The organism is Cytobacillus sp. Hm23 (assembly GCF_051842895.1).
Classification (GTDB): domain Bacteria; phylum Bacillota; class Bacilli; order Bacillales; family SM2101; genus Nanhaiella.
The window spans coordinates 25,325-44,965 of record NZ_JBPXRQ010000015.1 but is presented as its reverse complement, the minus strand read 5'-3'; the positions used below and the strand labels follow the sequence as shown (position 1 = coordinate 44,965).

18 protein-coding genes are annotated in these 19,641 nt (G+C 34.0%); 15 read left to right on the top strand and 3 right to left on the bottom strand.

Annotated elements, in window-relative coordinates; all coding sequences use genetic code 11:
- Window positions 1-34 precede the first annotated feature (34 nt).
- From ACSVDA_RS11770 to ACSVDA_RS11715, 12 genes are all read left to right on the top strand, one after another.
- The gene (locus ACSVDA_RS11770) at window positions 35-940 is read left to right on the top strand and encodes a PEP/pyruvate-binding domain-containing protein (RefSeq protein ID WP_485883401.1); all 906 of its coding nucleotides are present in this window, start codon (window positions 35-37) and stop codon (window positions 938-940) included.
- A complete protein-coding gene (locus ACSVDA_RS11765; RefSeq protein WP_485883399.1) occupies window positions 940-2,580 on the top strand; it encodes a PEP-utilizing enzyme in 1,641 nt (546 codons plus the stop codon). Before ACSVDA_RS11770 ends, ACSVDA_RS11765 begins: the two co-directional genes overlap by 1 nt.
- Window positions 2,573-3,904, top strand: coding sequence for an MFS transporter (locus ACSVDA_RS11760; RefSeq protein ID WP_485883397.1), 1,332 nt, complete (start codon window positions 2,573-2,575; stop codon window positions 3,902-3,904). The genes ACSVDA_RS11765 and ACSVDA_RS11760 overlap by 8 nt, the downstream gene beginning before the upstream one ends.
- A complete protein-coding gene (locus tag ACSVDA_RS11755; protein WP_485883395.1) occupies window positions 3,901-4,491 on the top strand; it encodes an NAD(P)H-dependent oxidoreductase in 591 nt (196 codons plus the stop codon). The genes ACSVDA_RS11760 and ACSVDA_RS11755 overlap by 4 nt, the downstream gene beginning before the upstream one ends.
- 31 nt (window positions 4,492-4,522) lie before the next feature.
- On the top strand, window positions 4,523-5,149 hold the full coding sequence (locus ACSVDA_RS11750; RefSeq protein ID WP_485883393.1) for an FMN-dependent NADH-azoreductase: 627 nt from the start codon (window positions 4,523-4,525) through the stop codon (window positions 5,147-5,149).
- 1,226 nt (window positions 5,150-6,375) lie between these two features.
- Window positions 6,376-6,711: a PadR family transcriptional regulator gene (locus ACSVDA_RS11745; RefSeq protein WP_485883391.1), complete on the top strand. Its 336-nt coding sequence runs from the start codon at window positions 6,376-6,378 to the stop codon at window positions 6,709-6,711.
- A 2-nt stretch (window positions 6,712-6,713) separates the two neighbouring features.
- A complete protein-coding gene (locus ACSVDA_RS11740; protein WP_485883390.1) occupies window positions 6,714-7,205 on the top strand; it encodes a hypothetical protein in 492 nt (163 codons plus the stop codon).
- Window positions 7,193-7,720, top strand: coding sequence for a permease (locus tag ACSVDA_RS11735; protein ID WP_485883389.1), 528 nt, complete (start codon window positions 7,193-7,195; stop codon window positions 7,718-7,720). Before ACSVDA_RS11740 ends, ACSVDA_RS11735 begins: the two co-directional genes overlap by 13 nt.
- 582 nt (window positions 7,721-8,302) lie before the next feature.
- A complete protein-coding gene (locus tag ACSVDA_RS11730; protein ID WP_485883387.1) occupies window positions 8,303-9,802 on the top strand; it encodes a coproporphyrinogen III oxidase in 1,500 nt (499 codons plus the stop codon).
- Between the two features lie 175 nt (window positions 9,803-9,977).
- Window positions 9,978-11,534 carry a fatty acid--CoA ligase gene (locus ACSVDA_RS11725; protein WP_485883386.1) on the top strand — a complete coding sequence of 519 codons (1,557 nt, stop codon included), beginning with the start codon at window positions 9,978-9,980 and terminating at the stop codon, window positions 11,532-11,534.
- Between the two features lie 259 nt (window positions 11,535-11,793).
- Window positions 11,794-13,407: a long-chain fatty acid--CoA ligase gene (locus tag ACSVDA_RS11720; RefSeq protein ID WP_485883517.1), complete on the top strand. Its 1,614-nt coding sequence runs from the start codon at window positions 11,794-11,796 to the stop codon at window positions 13,405-13,407.
- Between the two features lie 78 nt (window positions 13,408-13,485).
- On the top strand, window positions 13,486-14,283 hold the full coding sequence (locus tag ACSVDA_RS11715) for an enoyl-CoA hydratase (protein ID WP_485883384.1): 798 nt from the start codon (window positions 13,486-13,488) through the stop codon (window positions 14,281-14,283).
- A 267-nt stretch (window positions 14,284-14,550) separates the two neighbouring features.
- On the opposite strand, the gene ACSVDA_RS11710 is transcribed toward ACSVDA_RS11715, so the two are convergent.
- On the bottom strand, window positions 14,551-14,730 hold the full coding sequence (locus ACSVDA_RS11710; protein ID WP_485883382.1) for a YhzD family protein: 180 nt from the start codon (window positions 14,728-14,730) through the stop codon (window positions 14,551-14,553).
- 128 nt (window positions 14,731-14,858) lie between these two features.
- Here ACSVDA_RS11710 and ACSVDA_RS11705 point away from each other — a divergent pair, with 128 nt between their 5' ends.
- Together ACSVDA_RS11705 and ACSVDA_RS11700 are read left to right on the top strand one after the other, a co-directional pair.
- Window positions 14,859-15,761, top strand: a complete 903-nt coding sequence (locus ACSVDA_RS11705) for an ABC transporter ATP-binding protein (protein ID WP_485883380.1) — start codon at window positions 14,859-14,861, stop codon at window positions 15,759-15,761.
- Window positions 15,754-17,010, top strand: a complete 1,257-nt coding sequence (locus ACSVDA_RS11700) for an ABC transporter permease (protein ID WP_485883379.1) — start codon at window positions 15,754-15,756, stop codon at window positions 17,008-17,010. The genes ACSVDA_RS11705 and ACSVDA_RS11700 overlap by 8 nt, the downstream gene beginning before the upstream one ends.
- A gap of 84 nt (window positions 17,011-17,094) precedes the next feature.
- Here ACSVDA_RS11700 and ACSVDA_RS11695 read toward each other — a convergent pair whose 3' ends face one another.
- The gene (locus ACSVDA_RS11695) at window positions 17,095-17,517 is read right to left on the bottom strand and encodes a DUF2935 domain-containing protein (protein WP_320208288.1); all 423 of its coding nucleotides are present in this window, start codon (window positions 17,515-17,517) and stop codon (window positions 17,095-17,097) included.
- Window positions 17,518-17,689: 172 nt separating this feature from the next.
- Window positions 17,690-17,899 carry a hypothetical protein gene (locus tag ACSVDA_RS11690; protein ID WP_485883377.1) on the bottom strand — a complete coding sequence of 70 codons (210 nt, stop codon included), beginning with the start codon at window positions 17,897-17,899 and terminating at the stop codon, window positions 17,690-17,692.
- 523 nt (window positions 17,900-18,422) lie between these two features.
- Between ACSVDA_RS11690 and ACSVDA_RS11685 the strand changes: the two genes are divergently transcribed.
- Window positions 18,423-19,640 (top strand): metallophosphoesterase family protein, encoded by a 1,218-nt coding sequence (locus tag ACSVDA_RS11685; protein WP_485883375.1) that lies wholly within the window; start codon window positions 18,423-18,425, stop codon window positions 19,638-19,640.
- The last annotated feature ends 1 nt before the right edge of the window (window position 19,641 follow it).

Here is a 19,641-nt window from a genome sequence, read left to right as displayed (position 1 = left end):
TAAATTGTGCCCTTGGAAGGAGAAGCAAAAAGTAATGAATGTTGTAAGTTTAACAGATTGTATAAAACTAGAGAAAGTATTGGTAGGTTCAAAAGCGATGAACCTATCTAAAATAAAATCAACAATACCTTCAATACCAGATGGGTTTGTATTAACTTCAGATTCTTTTAAAAAATTTCTTACACATAACAATATCAGGTCCAAGAATAACCGACACATTCAAGAAGAAATTTTGACTGCTGAATATCCAAGGGAACTGGAATTATCAATATCAAAATCTTTCAAGGATATAAAAACCAGTCCTGATGTAACGATAGCCGTCCGTTCCTCTTCAGCAATGGAAGACCTAAATAACGCATCTTTCGCAGGGCAATATGAAACAATTTTGAGTGTGAAAAATTTAGATCAATTATTGGATAGTATTAAACGTTGTTGGGCTTCGTATTTTTCACCACACATACTAGACTATGCTAAAACCAATAATATATCTCTCTCCGATGTTCAGATGGGTGTTTTCGTTCAACAGATGATTCACGCAGATGTATCGGGAGTAATTTTCAGCTCTAATCCAGTAACGAATAACCAAAATGAAATACTAGTAAATGCAAGTTATGGATTAGGAGAAGCGATTGTGGATGGTAGTGTAACTCCAGATATGTATGTAATTAACAAAGAAAACAAACACATTGTAAAAAAATTAGGTGATAAAGAGATACAAATAATTGCTATGGAAGATGGAAATGAAACCGTAGTGGTTTCTGCGGATCAACAAGAAATATTTTGCTTGAGTGACGAAGAAATTCTAGAACTAGTTGATATAACAATGAAAATAGAAAATTTCTTTGAAAATCCGCTAGATATAGAATTTGCTATAAAAAATAACATCATTTATATTTTGCAAGCAAGACCTATTACGACTTTAAAAGGAGAAAATGTATAATGACATCCAATGTATATCATGTAGATTTAAAGGATTTTAAACAAAATTTAATAATATCAGAGGAAGAGAAGCAATGGTTTTGGGAATACAATGATACGCATTTCTCTAAGCCACTTACTCCCTTATTTGCTTCATTCATGGGCCCTTCAGTTTCTAGTGGGACCTTGGAAGCTTTTGAAAAATTGAAACTCCCATTAAAACAATTTCAATTTAAAATTTCGAAAGGCTACCATTACCAAACAGTTAAAGTACATGATAACCCTGAGACGAGAGTAGCGGAACATAAAGAAGTGATGACAACAGTTTTTCCAAGAGCATCAGAAATTCTTTTTGAATATGTAGAAAATACTCTACTTCCATACTACAGCATACTGGATGAAGCAAAAAAACAAAAGTTAACCTTAGAAGAAGCAGAAGAAAGAGTGTTAGAACTTTATCAGATGTATTTGAAAATTTGGTCCATACACTTTGAAGTAGTGATGCCAAAAATGTCAATAGGGCTAGCTCTTGAGGAGATATACGAGAAATTGTTAAATACCAAAGACACAACAGAAGTATATGATTTGTTATTAGGAACCATGAATAAATCAATTGAAACAGACCGAGAACTATGGAGGCTCTCTTTAATTGTAAAAGATTCAGCAATTTTATCTGAAATATTTAATAATTCAGATGTGATTCATTTAAGTGAATCACTTAATAATGTGGATGAAGGCCGTCAGTTTTTAACTACTGTCAAAACTTTCTTAGAAACATATGGTTACCGTGCGAGCAATCATGAATTTAATGAAGAAACATGGGTGGAAAATCCAAATCATGCTTTAACATTGGTTAAAAACTATATTGAAAAAGACTTTGATTTCAAAGCTGAGCTGCAAGAAGGGATCAATAAGAGAGAACAGAAAGTGAATGAAGTATTAGCTAGAATGCCTGATGGGGAGTTAAAAGAAACATTTATTTCGCTTTATGGTATGGCACTAAGAATGTGGGGAATTAATGAAGACCATCATTTTTATATTGATGCGATGTTACCGGCAAAAGCACGTCTATTTTTATTAAATGTTGGAAGTTTATTAGTTAATCATTCTGTCATCGAAAAGAAAGAAGATATTTCTTATCTTTATTTAGACGAATTAGTTGAATTATTAAGACAACCTAAGTCAGTATTTGACTTGATCAAAGAAAGAAAGGAAGAACATAAGAACAATGAAGCAATTACTCCTGTTCCTTTCTATGGTAATCCACCGGAGGGGCGTTCGTCAGATCCAATCGCAGAAAGAATGTTTGGTACAAGAATGGCCGACTTAAATGAAGAGAAGAAAACATTTACGGGTTATTCTAGTAGCGTAGGAGTACACACTGGAACAGTAAAGGTTGTTAGTGATCAAAGTGAATTTGATAAGGTGAAAAAAGAAGATATCCTTGTCTGTAAAACGACTACACCACCTTGGACAGTATTGTTTAACTTAGCAGGTGCTATTGTTACAGATGTAGGTGGAATTCTATCACATGCTGCTACTGTTGCAAGAGAATATGGAGTTCCTTGTGTAACTGGAACGAAAATTGCAACCTCTACACTAAAAGACGGAGATGTGGTTAAAGTGGATGGTGCTAAAGGTGAAGTTACCATTCTTGAATAAAACAAATCTGATTTTGTTGTCTATATTAATAGGGACGTTTTTAGTCCCTGTTAATTCAACAATGATCGCTGTTGGGCTTCCTAGTATTGCATCCTATTTAAATGTTTCAATTACTGATATATCATGGGTGGTTACTATTTATTTAATTGTTATGGCAGTCGTGCAGCCCATTGCGGGTAAATTAGGGGATTTATATGGGAATAAACAAGTAATGCAGATCGGGTTTATTGTGTTTCTTATCTCATCGATCGCTTGTGCTTTTTCTTTTAATTTGTTTTCTCTTATTCTATTCCGTTCTTTACAAGCACTAGGCGGTGCATTATTAACCCCAAATGCTACCGCGATTATTCGTTTCGCCATTCCAACAAAAAAATTGAGTCATGCTTTTGGTATTTTTGGCCTTACGATGGGTTTAGGTGCAGCAATAGGCCCCCTACTGGGTTCATTTTTAATCCGTTCATTCAGTTGGGAAGCTATATTTTGGGTTAATATTCCTTTTTTGGTCATTGGTGTGATTACCACTTGGCTTTTTGTACCTAATGTGAACGATTCCCAACCTAATAACAAAACCTTGGATATAGCAGGTACTTTATACCTTGGTGCAATATTGACATTCATGACATTATTTGCAACCAAAAATGAAATTATAACTGGTTGGACGACTCTTGTTTTATTTATCTTAGTTGCCTTATTTAGTTATCAAGAGCTAGTAAGCAAAGCTCCTATAATTGAATTTAGTATGTTTAAAAATATCCATTTTACTACTGCAAACTTATTTATTATGATTAATAACTTTTTCATGTACAGTACGGTTCTTTTTATTCCTATTTCACTGAATCAGTTTAGTATTAGCACAATTGGTATGATGTTATTCTATTTTGCCCTTTCTATGTCATTATCTTCATGGATAGGGGGGACATTGGCCAATAAGATTGGCAAGGATAAAGTCATTTCTATATCCTTTTTCTTATGTTGCATCACAGCACTACTTTATTTCACGTTTAGTAATGAATCTTCTTATTTGTTTGTTGTAATTTCTTTAATTTTTGGTGGTTTTTCTTCAGGAATTGGAATTGCCTCTATGCAGATCAATAGTTTGAAATCTGTACCAAGAGAGAAAGCGGGAATTGCTTCTGGCATTTACTCTACTTTTAGATATATGGGTGGAATAATGGCATCCGTGGTAGTTGCTATTTTAATAGGCAATACAATCTTTTTTTTACTATTACTGTGTTTTTCAATCATAGGTCTTATCCTTTCACTTGGGTTAGTTCTGAAAAATAATACAAAATTAAATACAAAAAAATATGAGGTGAAAATATGAATACACTCATTATCTATACACATCCGAATCATTCCAGTTTATGTTATTCATTTTTGCAAAAAACTTTAAAAGGAATGAGAGAGAATGCCAATATTAAGGAAATAAAAGTACTCGATTTATATGAGGAAGGATTTAATCCTGCGCTTGTATTTAATCAGGACAAAAGAAGAAGGGACATGCATAAGGATCCTGATTTAAAAAAGTATAGAGATCAAATTATTTGGGCACATAAAATTGTTTTTATTTATCCAATTTGGTGGGGAAGACCACCAGCAATGCTTTTAGGCTATATAGATCAAATATTCTCAACAAATTTTGCATATAAAAATGTTGGAAAAATCATGCCAGAAGGGCTATTGAAGGGAAAGTCGGTTGTTTGTATCTCAACAATGAAAGGACCGGAAATTCTTTATCCGTTACTTATATTGAGAAATTCCCATAAACGTTCAATGGAAAAGTTAGTATTCAATTTTGTAGGAATTAAAGATGTAAAATTTTTCGAATTCGGTAATATGGAGAACCGGAAAGGAAAACATACAAAAAAACTAGAAAAAGTTTATCAATATTTTCAGCAAATAAGTAGTTAAGTAAACTCAGTATAATAGGGAGAGAAGTAAAATGAAAAAAGTACTATTAGTCAAAGCAAATCCACAACAAGAGAAAAAATCTTATTCACTACGCTTAGCAAAAACGTTTATTGATGAATACCAGACGGAGAACCCAAATGATCAAATTATAGAGTTAGATTTGTACAAGGAAGAGATTCCTTTTATTGATGGTGATGTGTTATCTGCTAGAGGGAAGGTCGTGTTACAACAAGAGCTTAATGAAATAGAGTTAGAGAAAATAAATAAAATAAACCGACTAGCAGACCTATTTTTAGAGTCAGATAAAATCATTTTCTCTGCCCCTATGTGGAATTTTGGTTTTCCACCTATGGTAAAGGCATATATTGATGCCATATCCATTGCAGGCAAAACTTTTAAGTACACAGAGAATGGGCCGGTGGGCTTAGCAGGAGATAAAGCTGTTGTTTTACTTGAGGCACGTGGGGGGATTTATTCAGAAGGTTCAGGAGCAAGCTCCGAACATACAAAAAGCTATTTAGAAACTGTCATGAATTTTTTAGGGGTTAAAAACTTTAAAGTTGTTTTGTGTGAGGGTGTAAATTTAGATCATTCAAAAGCTGAAGAGATATACCTTGAAGCAGCTAACAATGCAAAAGAGGTTGCAAGATTATTTTAATTAAGTATAACTATCGCTCTTCTTGGCGTGTAGAAGGTAACTAACGTTGTTGAAAGAAATTTTCAGTAGGAACTTCGAATTTATGAGTATGGGAATTATGGACTTACTTAATTGGGGTCTGTCTTGTTGGATATAATGAACCATTTCTTGAAACTATTAAGATCATAAGTACAATAGCTACCATTGTGGTGAACAACTACCATGCGTAGTTATGTAAATGATATAATCCTGTTGAAAAGGATAGCGTTGGAGCCAATAATGATGAGTTGCTAAAACAAACTTTTTATACCAGATATTTTTCCTACCTTGATAAAATTTACTTTGAATTTATCCTGTGTGTGAAAAATAGAAAGAATATGTGAAGATACTAGAAGACATATTGTTCATGTAAGTACGTTAATTTACATTCATCATGGTGATGTCCTCTATAATAGAATCCAAATTATTTTGACTGATACCCCAGAAGATAGTATTAAAATTAATAAAGTTACAATAGAAAAGAATATATTAGAAAAAAAGCCATGTACATTGTAGGCAGTAACACTAATGTTGAACATAGGGAACTTATCTTCAATATCATTTCAGCACAAGCTCTCTCAAATGACATAAAAGAATATTTTTTTGTGAAACATAATAGAAAGTGTGTTGAATAACTATTATTCTTATCTGATGCACCAACAAATAAGGAAAACATATTATGTATTACATTGGCATGGTGACATGGAAACTGCCCTACTCTTTGATTAAAGTAGGGCAGTTCTTGTGTTTACTTATCTTTTTGAAAAGTAGTGACATTTATACATCGGCAATTACTTTCTAATTCTAAGGTAGGGGTTGATCCGACATCTATAAGGGAAAATGGTTAAATCATGATAACTTATTTTAAGATGATATCCATACTCAATAAAACCAGCTAAGGTTTGTCAACATTTTTCAATGAAAGACTTGATTTAATTAAGCGATACTAAAACTGTCCATAACAAATAACCTTCCGAATATACATTTTGGAAGGTTGTTTTGCGTTTTAATAAGACATAGATCCAATGTAAGAGCTTATTTACACAAACGATAATGGCTACCCTAAATTATGTGTATTTGAGGTTTTAAAGTTGACTTGAAATTATATCCATATTAAACTGTTAATAACACATTACTGTTAATGACAGTATAATGTTATTAATAGTTATTTGATAGACGTAATTTTATCTAAGGAGGTACGATGTTTAATGAAACATACAGGAAGACATACAGGTGCATTCCTTTTGTTGTTTTTAACAGAGGGGGATAGCTATGGAGGGAAACTTCTACAAAAATGTGAGGAAGAGCTTTCCGACAATCCGATTGATAGTGCAATTATTTATCGCACACTAAAAAAGTTAGAGATAGAAGGTGCTGTCGAGTCTTATTTGGGTACATCTGATCAAGATAAGCTGATCAAAATGTATAAGATTACTACAGTTGGAAAAAGAAAATTAGAAGATTTTCACGTAGATATTGAAGCAAAGTTAAAAAATTTATCATTCTTCTTAAACAAATATAAAGAATGGAAAAATGAGTACTAATTATGATTAATGGTGCTATTCTTTACGTTATAGCTATCATTCTTACTAGTATTTCTTATAAAAAAAATAAAAATAAAACAAAAGCTGCTTTGTTAAAATCGTGGAAAATGTTTAGAAATATTATACCTGACGTGTTATCAATTATGCTATTTGTTGGACTATCACTAACTATATTAACACCATCCTTAATTTCTTCAATCATTGGAGAAAAATCTGGATTGTTAGGTATTGTTTATTCGACAATAATTGGTTCAGTTTCACTAATACCAAGTTTTGTAGTATTTCCTCTCGGATCTACATTAGTCCAAAATGGTGCAGGTTACCCTCAAGTAGCTGCATTAATGTCGGCATTAATGTCAGTTGGAATCGTAACATTACCTATGGAACAAAGAATATTTGGACGAAGTTTTGCCCTTTATCGAAATGCTGCCTCAGTGTTAATGTCTGTCATGTTTTCTTTTATTATTTGGGTGGTGATAACATGGATAAATTAAGAGAATACCGTTTCTTTTTTGTTTTATTATTTGGGATCATATTACTTACTTGTATTAACCAATCGATGGGATGGAATGCATTCAAATTAACTGGAAAAAGTATATTAGATATGCTGTTTTTACTCCCTCCAGTCTTAATATTCGTAGCTTTACTAGACCAATGGGTGAAGAAAGATACACTAATTAAGTATATGGGAAAAGAATCTGGATTCTATGGCACCTTGTTCACTTTATTATTAGGAGTAATTGCAGCTGGTCCCCTATACGTAGCGTTTCCCATTGCAGTACTTTTTTTAAAAAAAGGAGTAAGTCTGCGGTATATTGTATTTTTTTTAGGAGTTTGGTCAACTGCAAAACTACCAGTTGTTGTATATGAATTGTCTTCATTCGGTGTTAAGTTTACACTTATTCATATTAGTTTTGGTCTACTGTTTTCCTATTTTCTAGGTGTTTTCTTTGAAAAAATTTATGACCAACGGCAATTGTTGAAATATGATATAACAGAAGAGCTTTAAATGAAGAAAATTCTTTCATCCTTCTAATTCAGAGTTTAAATAGATTTTTATAGCACCATCCTCAATTATAGGGAAGCATATGTAAAAAAAGCCTTATTGAAACCTTCTTAATATCAAGTCTTCGTAAAAAGGGAACAAAAATGTAGTTAAGGCTATCACGACTACCCTTAGTTAATAGGTCAACCAGGTAACTGGTTGACCTTGTAATACGACATCTGATTACACGTGAAAAAATAACCATGTGTCAATTATACTTCTCTTCCTCCACTGAATAACTCTTAACTGAAAACAATCTCGGTAGATTAGAAAACTAATATCATTAAATTATAAATAAAAATACAAACAATAGTTTTAGAGATTCTATAATTTTGCACGCTGCTAACAAAATACTCATATTCAATAATTTTAGTTTTCTAATTAGGATCATTTAACAGAAATTATATCTCCAAGCAGGAGAGAAATACTAAGTAGAGATAATCTTTTTTGAGGTGAAAATCTATTCGCCCATCTCATGATTGACCAATTTACATATGTTCTGTACACTTAGATAAGTTTGGATCGGACAATAAGAAGGTGATGTATATGAAAATATTAATAAATGGCTTGGATGATCCACGATATAAACGTCCAATGGAACTAATTACAGATTTATTTTTTGAACAAAGCGAACTCTCGTTTGATAATATTGATGATCCAACATTAATTGTTACGGTTGATTTAGACGAGAGCAAAAACGCTTCAGCTACTGCTAAATTACATGTACTTGCGACAAATCATATATTTGAAGCAAAGATGGAAAAATCGCTTGTTTCTTTTGAAAGTGAAAAGGAACGGTTTACCCAAATAAAAAATATCGTTTTATATGTGTATTTATCATTGTTACAGCAGCATACAAAAGTGAGACAACCATGGGGATTATTAACTGGGATTCGCCCAACGAAATTACTTCATAAAAAACGTCAGTTAGGTATAGCTAAAAAACAAGCCCATAACGAGCTTCGTGACAACTATATGATTTCAGATGAAAAAATACAACTGATGCAGCAAATTGTGGATCAGCAGCTTTCAGTTGTGCCAGATCTATATCAATTAAAGAACGAAGTAAGCATTTATATCGGTATTCCATTTTGTCCAACGAAATGCGCATATTGTACCTTTCCTGCTTATGCGATAAATGGTAGGCAGGGCTCAGTAAATTCCTTTCTGGGGGGACTCCACTATGAAATGCGTAAAGTAGGAACTTGGTTAAAAGAGAATGGTATTAACATTACGACTATATATTACGGTGGTGGAACACCTACAAGTATTTCTGCAGAAGAAATGGATATGCTTTACGAGGAAATGTATGAGTCCTTTCCGAATGTTGAAAATGTGCGAGAAATAACGGTAGAGGCTGGTCGTCCTGATACAATTACACCTGAGAAGCTCACTGTGTTGAACAAATGGAAAATTGATCGTATAAGCATCAATCCACAATCGTATATTCAAGAAACATTAAAAGCAATTGGACGCCATCATACGGTTCAAGAAACGATTGATAAATTTCATCTTGCTAGACAAATGGGGATGAATAACATTAATATGGACCTTATCATTGGATTACCTGGAGAAGGTAAAGAACAATTTCACCATACATTATCCGAAACAGAAAAATTAATGCCAGAATCTTTAACGGTGCATACTTTATCATTTAAACGTGCTTCAGAAATGACAAAAAACAAAGCTAAATATCCAGTAGCTGATAGACAAGAAATAGCTGCAATGATGGATATGGCTACTGTATGGACCAATGAAAAAGGATATAGACCTTATTATTTGTATCGACAAAAAAATATCCTGGGAAATTTAGAAAACGTTGGATATGCTCTTCCCAACCAAGAAAGCATCTATAATATTATGATAATGGAAGAACAGCAAACAATTATTGGATTAGGCTGCGGGGCATCGAGTAAATTTGTGCACCCAAAAACCGGAAAAATAACTAGGTTTGCAAATCCTAAAGACCCGAAAACGTTTAATGACGGTTACGAAAAGTATACACATGATAAGATTTCTATCCTTTCAAATATATTTTCTGATTGAAAAATTGCATTATTTCACTAAAAAAGTTGCCCTTGAAATTTTAACTTTCCTGGCAACTTTTTTTAGTGAATTATATTTTTAGAATATTCACAAAAATAAAGGTGTTTTACTTTTTTTTGATGAAATATATATTGGAATGACTTACTTAATTAATAGTAAAAAGGAGGAATTTTTTTTGTACATGACTATTGCCAAATTATTTGAACAAACGGTCGCTAAATTTCCTAAGAAGGAAGCGTTGGTCGATGTTGCTAAAGGTTGTAGGTTAACTTATGAACAATGGGACATCGAGGTAAATAAGTTAGCAAATGCGTTACTTTCCTCAGGGGTGCAAAAGGGTGATAGAGTATCGACCTATCTTTTTAACACGAGTGAACTAGCAACGACCCTTGTAGCTTGTGCCAAAATCGGTGCTATATTTAATCCAATAAATTTTAGGCTGCAACCAAAAGAGGTAGCTTATATTTTAAGAGATGCAGAACCGAAAGTAGTTTTATTTGAGCAAGCCTTAGAACCTCATATATTTGCAATTCATGAAGAATTTACAAACACTTCCTTCTGGTACATTAACGAAGATACTCCTTCTTATGCAGTAAGTTATGATGAAAGATTAAAGCTAGCTTCTCCAGAACAACCCCAAGTAAAAATTAGTGAAGATGATCTCTATGCAATTATGTATACGAGTGGTACGACAGGAAGGCCTAAAGGTGTCCTTCACCGTCACCGTGATATGGTTGAACAAAGTATTATTTGCCTTACCGCTCTGAAAATAACGGATAAAGACCGAGGTCTTGTCACGGCCCCAATGTTTCATTGTGCTGAATTACATTGTTGCTTCATACCGAGGATACATGTCGGAGCAACTAATGTCATACTCCACCATTTTGATCCACAAAGTGTGTTAAAAACAATTGAAGAAGAGAAAATCTCAGTTTTGTTTGCAGCACCTACGATGTGGAATATGCTGTTGCAGGAACAAATTGAATCTAAATCACTCACTTCATTACGCTTAGGGCTGTATGGTGCAGCGCCAATGGCTCCTGTATTAGTAAAGTCAATAAAAGAGGTAATGGGAATTGATTTAATACAAGCATATGGTATGACGGAGATGGGTCCTGCGGTTTCGTTTCTTATGGAAGATGAACAATTACTCAAAGCAGGGTCTGCTGGCAGAGCATGCATAAATCACGAAATACGTATAGTACTGCCGAATGATGATGGCCCTGCAGATCCGGAGAATGTTCTGTCTCCTGGAGAAGTAGGGGAAATAATTGTTAGGGGTCCTTGTATGATGGAAGGATATTTTAATCGTGCTGAAGCATCTGATAAAGCGATGTATAAAGGATGGTATCATTCAGGAGATCTAGGCTATCTTGATCAAGAAGGATATTTATATGTAGCAGATAGAGTTGATGACATGATTATAAGTGGGGGAGAGAACGTATATCCGAGAGAAGTAGAGGACGTACTCCATGCATATGACGGAGTGCTAGATGTTGCTGTGCTTGGTGAGCCAGATGAGGTATGGGGAGAAAAAGTCATAGCTGTAATAGTCAAAAAAAATCCAAAGCTAACGGCAGAGATGTTAGAAGACTACTTGTTAAATAGCGATCAGCTTGCAAATTATAAACGACCTAGAAAATATGTTTTTATAGATGCTTTACCTCGCAATGCGAGTGGAAAAATCCAAAAGTTTTTACTTCGAGAGGAAATGACTAACACACAAGTATAAATATCTTCTTTATATGGCTCTTTTCGTAATTTTTGTAGTTATTGTTATCAAATTAATAATATAAAAAAGTGGTTTTATATTGTTAGTCATTATGTCACAGAAGAAAAGCTGCCCTGAACTCTAGTTGTGTAAGTCTTTGAAATGATCTTTGGGGATATGAAACTTAGATGATTGTAGTGTTTGTTATGGAGAAGTGGAGACTAAAGTTGTAATTGGAAGCTCGTTCTTTCCTTAAACCAACAAATAGGAGGCTGGTATCATAATGAATTCACCGTTACTTTTGTCAATGATGATGGAGCACGCTGAAACATATTTTCCGAACAAGAAGGTTATCTCTCGAACTGCACAAGGAAAAACAACGCATACGTATAAGCAAATAGGTGAGAGAACTAGACGTTTATCAAGTGCATTGCAAAAACTGGGGGTCAACAAAGGGGAACGTGTTGGAACGTTTGCGTGGAACCACCATCGCCATCTTGAAGCGTATTTTGGCATACCTGGGCTAGGAGCCGTTCTTCATACAATTAATATTCGCCTAGCTCCTGAACATATCGTCTATATTATTAATCATGCGGAGGACAAAGTTTTATTAATAGATGATGATTTGCTTCCTCTTATAGAAAAAATTAAAGATGAGCTTCCAACCGTTCGTGCTTATATCATTATGACAGATCAAGAAGACATACCTGAAACAATACTTGAGCCGGCTTTCCACTATGAAAAAATACTTGCTGATGCAGACCCAACATTTCCATTTGAAAATAATTTGGATGAAAATGACCCAGCAGGTATATGTTATACATCAGCAACAACAGGGAATCCAAAAGGTGTCGTTTATTCTCACAGGGCAATTGTTCTACACAGCTTTGCATTAGGATTGGCTGACAGTGCAGCAATTTCTGAGAGTGATGTATCATTAGCAGTTGTACCGATGTTTCATGCTAATGCTTGGGGATTACCTTTTGCGGGGGTATGGTTTGGAACAACCATGGTTATGCCAGGACCTTCTTTTACCCCAAAGATATTAGCACAATTAATGGAGTCAGAAAAAGTGACAATAGCAGCTGGTGTTCCTACGATTTGGTTAGGGTTATTACAGGTTCTTGAGCAAGGAGACTACAATTTAAATAGTGTAACTAGAATTTTATGTGGTGGTTCTGCTGCACCAAAAGGAATGATAAAAGCATTTGAATCCAAATATGGCATCCCATTTATTCATGCATATGGAATGACTGAAACGAGCCCACTTGTTGTTTTGTCTAGACTAAAAAGTCATCAAACTAACTTATCAGAGGAAGAGCGTTTAGAAATTCGAGCTAAGCAAGGTTATCTTGTGCCGGGTGTTGAAATGAAAGTGATCGGTAAAGATGGCGAAGTAACATGGAACGGAACAGAAATGGGTGAGCTTTGTTTACGAGGTCCGTGGGTAGCAGAAGAATATTATCATGATGATAGAAGTAAAGAGGCATTTCGTGATGGCTGGCTCCATACAGGTGATGTAGTAACAGTGGACCAAGAAGGGGTAATTAAAATTGTAGATCGTACAAAGGATCTTATTAAAAGTGGTGGAGAATGGATTTCATCTGTAGATTTAGAAAATGCCTTAATGGCTCATGAAGAAGTTTTTGAGGCTGCTGTCATTGCAGTTCCACATGAAAGGTGGCAAGAGCGACCAATTGCTTGTGTTGTAATGAAGGATGAAAGAAATACTGTAACGAAGGAAGAGCTTTACGAGTATTTACGCCCTCAGTTTGTCAAATGGTGGCTTCCTGATGATATCGTATTCATGAAAGAAATACCTAAGACATCGGTTGGGAAATTTTTAAAAAGAGCATTGAGGGAGCAGTTAAAGGAGCATTTTCAAAAACTATAAACAAAAATAATTTCAGAATATTTATTTTATTGTATAGTTTTGGTACAATTATAAAGAATAAATAAAAGGGGGATAATTATGACAACTCAAAGCTCTACTGAAGTAGTTCTATTAACAGTCGAAGGAAGAGTGGCAACACTAGAACTAAATCGTCCGAAAGTTTTAAATGCGATGGACGTAGAAATGATTTTTAGTATAGTAGAAAAGCTTCATGAAGTTGCTGACAGTGAGGCAGACATACTCGTTATTAAAGGAAGCGGGAAAGGTTTTTGTTCAGGCGGTGACATTAAATCAATGCTAGCAACTGCCGCATCAGCTGGCCCAGAAGACTTCGAAAAAATGATGAACAAAATAAACGAAATGATGGAAACGCTTTATAAGTTGCCATTGTTAACGATTAGTGCAATTCATGGTCCTGCAGCTGGATTAGGGTTAAGCTTTGCGTTAGCGAGTGACTACGTAATGGCTGAAGCACATTCAATTGTTGCGATGAACTTTATCGGGATCGCTTTAGTTCCTGACGGTGGGGGACATTTCTTTATCGAAAGACGTGTAGGTGAACAAAAGGCGAAAGAAATTATATGGGAAGGCGAAAAACTTCCTGTAGCTAAGGCACTTGAACTAGGACTGATCGATCAAGTTGTAGAAGGTAACTTCGAGGAAGCAGTTCAAGCTAAAGTTACTGAGTGGTTAAACAAACCTACGAAAACAATGTTAGAGACTAAAAATATCTTTAAACAAATGCATTTACCTACATTAAAGAATATTCTTGAGTTAGAAAAGCAGGCCCAATTTAAAATGCGCCAAACGGCTGATCACCAAGAAGGTATCATCTCATTTATTGAGAAGAGAAAACCTCAATTTACAGGAAAATAATCATAAAATTGAAAACGATTTCATAAACAATTTACTTTCTAGTAAGTAAAAAAGCGCAAGTTTCACATTACATATCAATAGTGAGCTTGCGCTTTGGTTTTGAATAAAACTCTGAAATTGATAAAATAGTAGATTTGACCTGAAAAACAGTAAATTTGACCGATAAAATTGCATAATTGACAATCAGTACATGTAGTCGATTAACATTGATTGTTAACGATATGCGTTTCCTGTTACATATCACAGACTTATTTGTGGAAATTTTTATTAGCGGTGAAACAAAATTAATTTTCCTTGCGAAGACGTACAGCGGTGTGTTTTATCTTGGTAGTTTGCTTTAACTAACATTTGTTCTCCTTTTAGCTTTGCTTCTTTGTCACCGCTTGCTTCAAATGTCTTTTCTAGTAATTTCTCACCGCTTGCATCATATACTGTTAAAGTGTACACAATTCAACAACTCCTTATTAAATAATTACTATTATTCTTACATAATAATCGAAATTCTGCAAAAAATATGAAACTTATTAGTTTTTTTATTCGTAATTATAGTATCGAAAAATAGGAGGGGGTAGACTATGGGATTAAAGCTAGAGAATGTAACCAAACGTTTCGGCAGTTTTTCAGCTGTCGATAAGTTAACAATTGATATTCCAGAGAAAGAAATGTTCGGCTTCTTAGGGGCGAATGGGGCTGGAAAAACGACAACCTTTCGAATGATTTTAGGATTGTTAGATGCTACTGAAGGAAACATCACTTGGGAAGGAAAACCAATTAATTATTCATCAAGCCATTTAGTTGGTTATTTGCCAGAAGAACGAGGACTCTATCCAAAATTGAAGGTTGTCGAGCAGATTGTTTACTTTGGTAGGCTACGAGGAATGGACAAAGCAAAGGTGGTAAAAGAACTAGACTACTGGCTTGAACGATTCAAAGTTCCAGAATACAAGAATAAAAAAGTTGAAGAGTTATCTAAAGGTAACCAGCAAAAAATTCAATTTATTTCGGCTGTCATACATAAACCTAAATTACTTATATTGGATGAGCCATTTAGTGGCTTAGACCCAGTAAATGTTGAACAACTGAAAGATGCTGTCATCGACTTGAAAAATGAAGGTACTTCAATCGTTTTCTCAAGCCATAGAATGGAACATGTGGAGGAATTATGTGAGCATTTATGTATTATGCATCACGGTAAACCTGTCGTCCATGGTAGCCTAAAAGATATTAAAAGATCATTTGGTAAAAAGAATGTAATGATCGACGCTGACTTTGATTTATCTGACATTAAAACGTTACCTGGTGTAGTCAAAGCTAAGGATACGGCACTAGGAGTGGAGCTGCAAGTAGAAAATGAGAATGTTTCACAAAAGATTCTTGCACAAATTAGCAATAAGGGCTTTATTAGAAAGTTTATGCTAGAAGAACCTTCGTTAAATGATATTTTTATAGAAAAGGTAGGTGCTTCTTATCATGAATAAATTTTGGATTATTGTGTCAAATACTTACATGACCAAGTTAAAAACAAAATCGTTTATTATATCAACTCTTATCATTGGCTTAATAGTATTTGCTTTAGGAAATATGCAAAATATTATAGATTTTTTTGATAAACAAGATAAGGCAACAACGATTGCTGTAATTGACGAAACTGAGGAGTTATTTGAGCCTTTTAAAGCCCAGTTAGATGTTTTTAGTGAAGAGTTAACAGTTGAGAAATATAGTGGGACAGAAGAAGAAGCGACATTGAAGGTTGAAGAGGAAGATTATACTGGATTTATCATTCTTTCTTATAATGAAGCAAATTTACCTCAAGGAACCTTTAAGGCGATGAGTATAACTGATAATGATGTAAATACGAAGCTAGAACAAGCTTTACAGCAATTGAAAACAACGATTGCAACGAGTCAAATAGGACTTGAACCATCACAGGTGGAGAAATTATATGAACCAGTATTTTTCGAAAAAATAGCGCTTGCAGAGGATGCAAAAACAGAGGAAGAATTAATGCAAGCACGAGGCATTGTTTATGTGTTATTATTCTTTATTTATATCTCAGTCATCATGTATGCGAGTATGATAGCTACTGAAGTTGCCACAGAAAAAACTTCACGGGTAATGGAAATAATTATTTCGAGTGTTTCTCCTGTTACACAAATGTTTGGGAAAATTTTAGGTATTGCTCTTCTTAGCTTAACGCAGCTTGCAGCTATACTAGCAATAGGATATTTTTCTTTATCAAGCAATGTAAATAATATTAAAAACAGTGGCGGGGTATTAGAATTCTTTGGGTTTGCTAATATACCAGCATCTACGATTATATATGGTTTTGTATTTTTTATACTTGGATATTTGTTATATTCAACACTTGCTGCAGTTCTAGGTTCGTTAGTGAGCAGGATTGAAGATGTACAGCAAATGATTATGCCAATGACACTGTTAATCGTTGCAGCTTTTATGATCGCAATGTTTGGATTAGGAGTACCTGAAGCTCCCTTTATTACAGTTACATCTTATATACCATTTTTTACTCCGATGATTATGTTTTTACGTGTAGGCATGTTAAATCTTCCTTGGTGGGAAATTGCTTTAAGTATCACATTGCTAGTTGGAACAATTGTTGCGTTAGCGTTATTCGGAGCAAAAGTATATCGTGGTGGTGTATTAATGTACGGAAAATCAAGCTCGTTTAAAGATATTAAAAAGGCGTTACAATTAACAAAAAAATAACGGTATATCAATCTGATATTATTCATGTTCGTTAAACATAACGCTTAAAAACAATAATAAGACCACTGAGACATTTTCAGTGGTCTATTTGTATAATAAGGCTTTCGAAATACCGATAAAGTACTCAGATTCACGAATGATATGATCAATTACTACAATTGCAGTTTGATTTTCTTGAATGGGCTTGCTATGTCTTTGGAGGAACCTGCACAGTTTAATAAACTCTTCACTCTGTTGTAAGCAAAATTGTACTAGTTTCATAATGTCTTCATGGAGCTTAGCAGATATTTGATTACCTGAGCGTATGACAGTTTCAATAAACCTGACTATATGTTGATGTGTTTCTTTAAGTGTTTGTTCCCATACCTTTAACTGATCTACATATTCAGATTCTAGATCTTTAACAAGCTCTCTAATGACTACAGTATGTTCCTCTTCCTGGTGCTTCCAAAATTCAGCTTCATCAAGTATGCGCAAGGGCATTTGCTGCCCATAATAGAATTGCAAATAAACTCCCCCTTAATAGAAATATGTAATACTAATGGAAAATAGAATCCATCATCAGCTAGATAAAATCTTGCATGAATTGAATAGAATGTTCCCCTAATTGGATAGAATAAGAAGTAAAATATAGAATGACATGTGAAGACTGTTTTCACATTGATTCATTACGTTCGTTCTAACATATATGAACGTATACACTTAGATCTAGCGTTTGTGACTTCTTTTCTATTTTTAGAACTTTTTGAGCCCTCATAAGACTCATCATACTATCCATCTTTAGTAATGCTGTTTGTGCATTAAGAAATAAAATAAATACGTAGTCAACTTGTGTTCGTAGCATCTTTTCTACTGTACAACGAGGCGATGGTACGAATTTGATAATCATAGCAGCAGAGTTTACAAAAAAGCCTATGTGAATGAAGTAGAATAGCATCTAATCGTTATATCATTTGGCTTGAATTTAGACTTAGTAGAATGATAAAGCATGATGATCTACATATACACAATGTATGTAACTACTACTTTGAAAATGCTTTTTAATAGACATTTATATAGATTTGCCAAGGAAAGCTAATGCCTCTGTAGTAGTTCCTACTCAGCCTGGGATGATATTATATTTGGGTTGTAAATTGCTTGAGTAGGGGTATAGTGACATAAATGAGGATCCGTTACATTGAGCAGCAACAAACGCTTTGTAACAATGACTATGAAATTACTTTTACTATAGAAAATATACAATCAAAGTGAAAGCATTTTTTATGTTATATAATTAATCAAGAAATGCTTGATTAGAGCTAGACAACATATACTTTCGTGATTTACGAAAAAGAGGGGTTTATGAGCAACATATGGTAAAATAAATAGAATTATAATAATAGTAAATAGTTGTTTAAAAGGAGGAAGTTTATATGGAGCAAATCAAATTTTTACATGCAGCAGATTTGCATTTGGATAGTCCTTTTGTTGGATTAAAAAAGCTTCCCACACAAATATTTCAACGAGTAATGGGTAGTACATTTATTGCATTGACAAATCTTGTTGATATGGCAATACAAGAACAAGTAGATTTTGTTATTCTAGCAGGTGATATTTATGATCAAGAGGATCGAAGCATAAGAGCTCAAGCTCGATTAAGGAAAGAAATGGAAAGGTTGAAAGAAGCACAAATAGAGGTATATATTGTGCACGGGAATCATGATTATATTAATGGCACATGGATAGATATAACGTGGCCTGAAAATGTACATATTTTTGCTGATGAAAAAGTTGAATGTAAGACTTATAAAAAAGAAGGAAAAGAGCTTGTCAATTTATATGGGTTTAGTTATTTAAACAGATCCGTACGTAACAATATGACTGACCTGTATAACAAACATGGAGAAGTAAAATTTCATATTGGAATCCTACACGGCAGTTCTGAAGGACAAACAGAACATAATAATTACGCCCCGTTTACGGTTAGACAACTCATTGAAAAAGACTTTGATTATTGGGCATTAGGTCATATCCATCAACGTCAAGTTCTATGTGATAACCCTCCAATTATATATCCAGGGAATACTCAAGGTAGGCATCGAAAGGAGTATGGTGAAAAAGGCTGTTATATAGTGAACCTATCTACAACAGGCGTATCTTATTCTTTTCATCCAACTACAGATCTCATTTGGGATCAGTTAGAAATTAATATAGCGCAACTTGAAACATTTGAGGAGTTGTTAAACGTGAGCTATACAAAATTTGAAGAGATTCGATCAAGGAATAATGGAACCCTACTATCTATTGAGTTTATTGGATCAGGACCACTACATAAAGTATTGCATAATGAAGCACAGTTAGAAGATTTTTTATCAATCATAGTTGATGGTGAAGAGGAAAGGCAAGATTTTATCTGGGTTGACAAAACGATCGTTAATACTAGTGAAGGTATTGAGGATAAGAACATAGCGCAATCTCCTTTTCTCAAAGATTTAGTTACTATGATAAGCGAGTTCGAAGAATATGAGGAAGTTCTCAAACCGCTATTTTCTCATTCTCAAGCACGTAAATACCTTACAGAGTTGTCTGAAGAAGATATTCGTGAAATTCATAACGAGGCTCAGAAGTTATTATTCAGAGAATTATATTAAT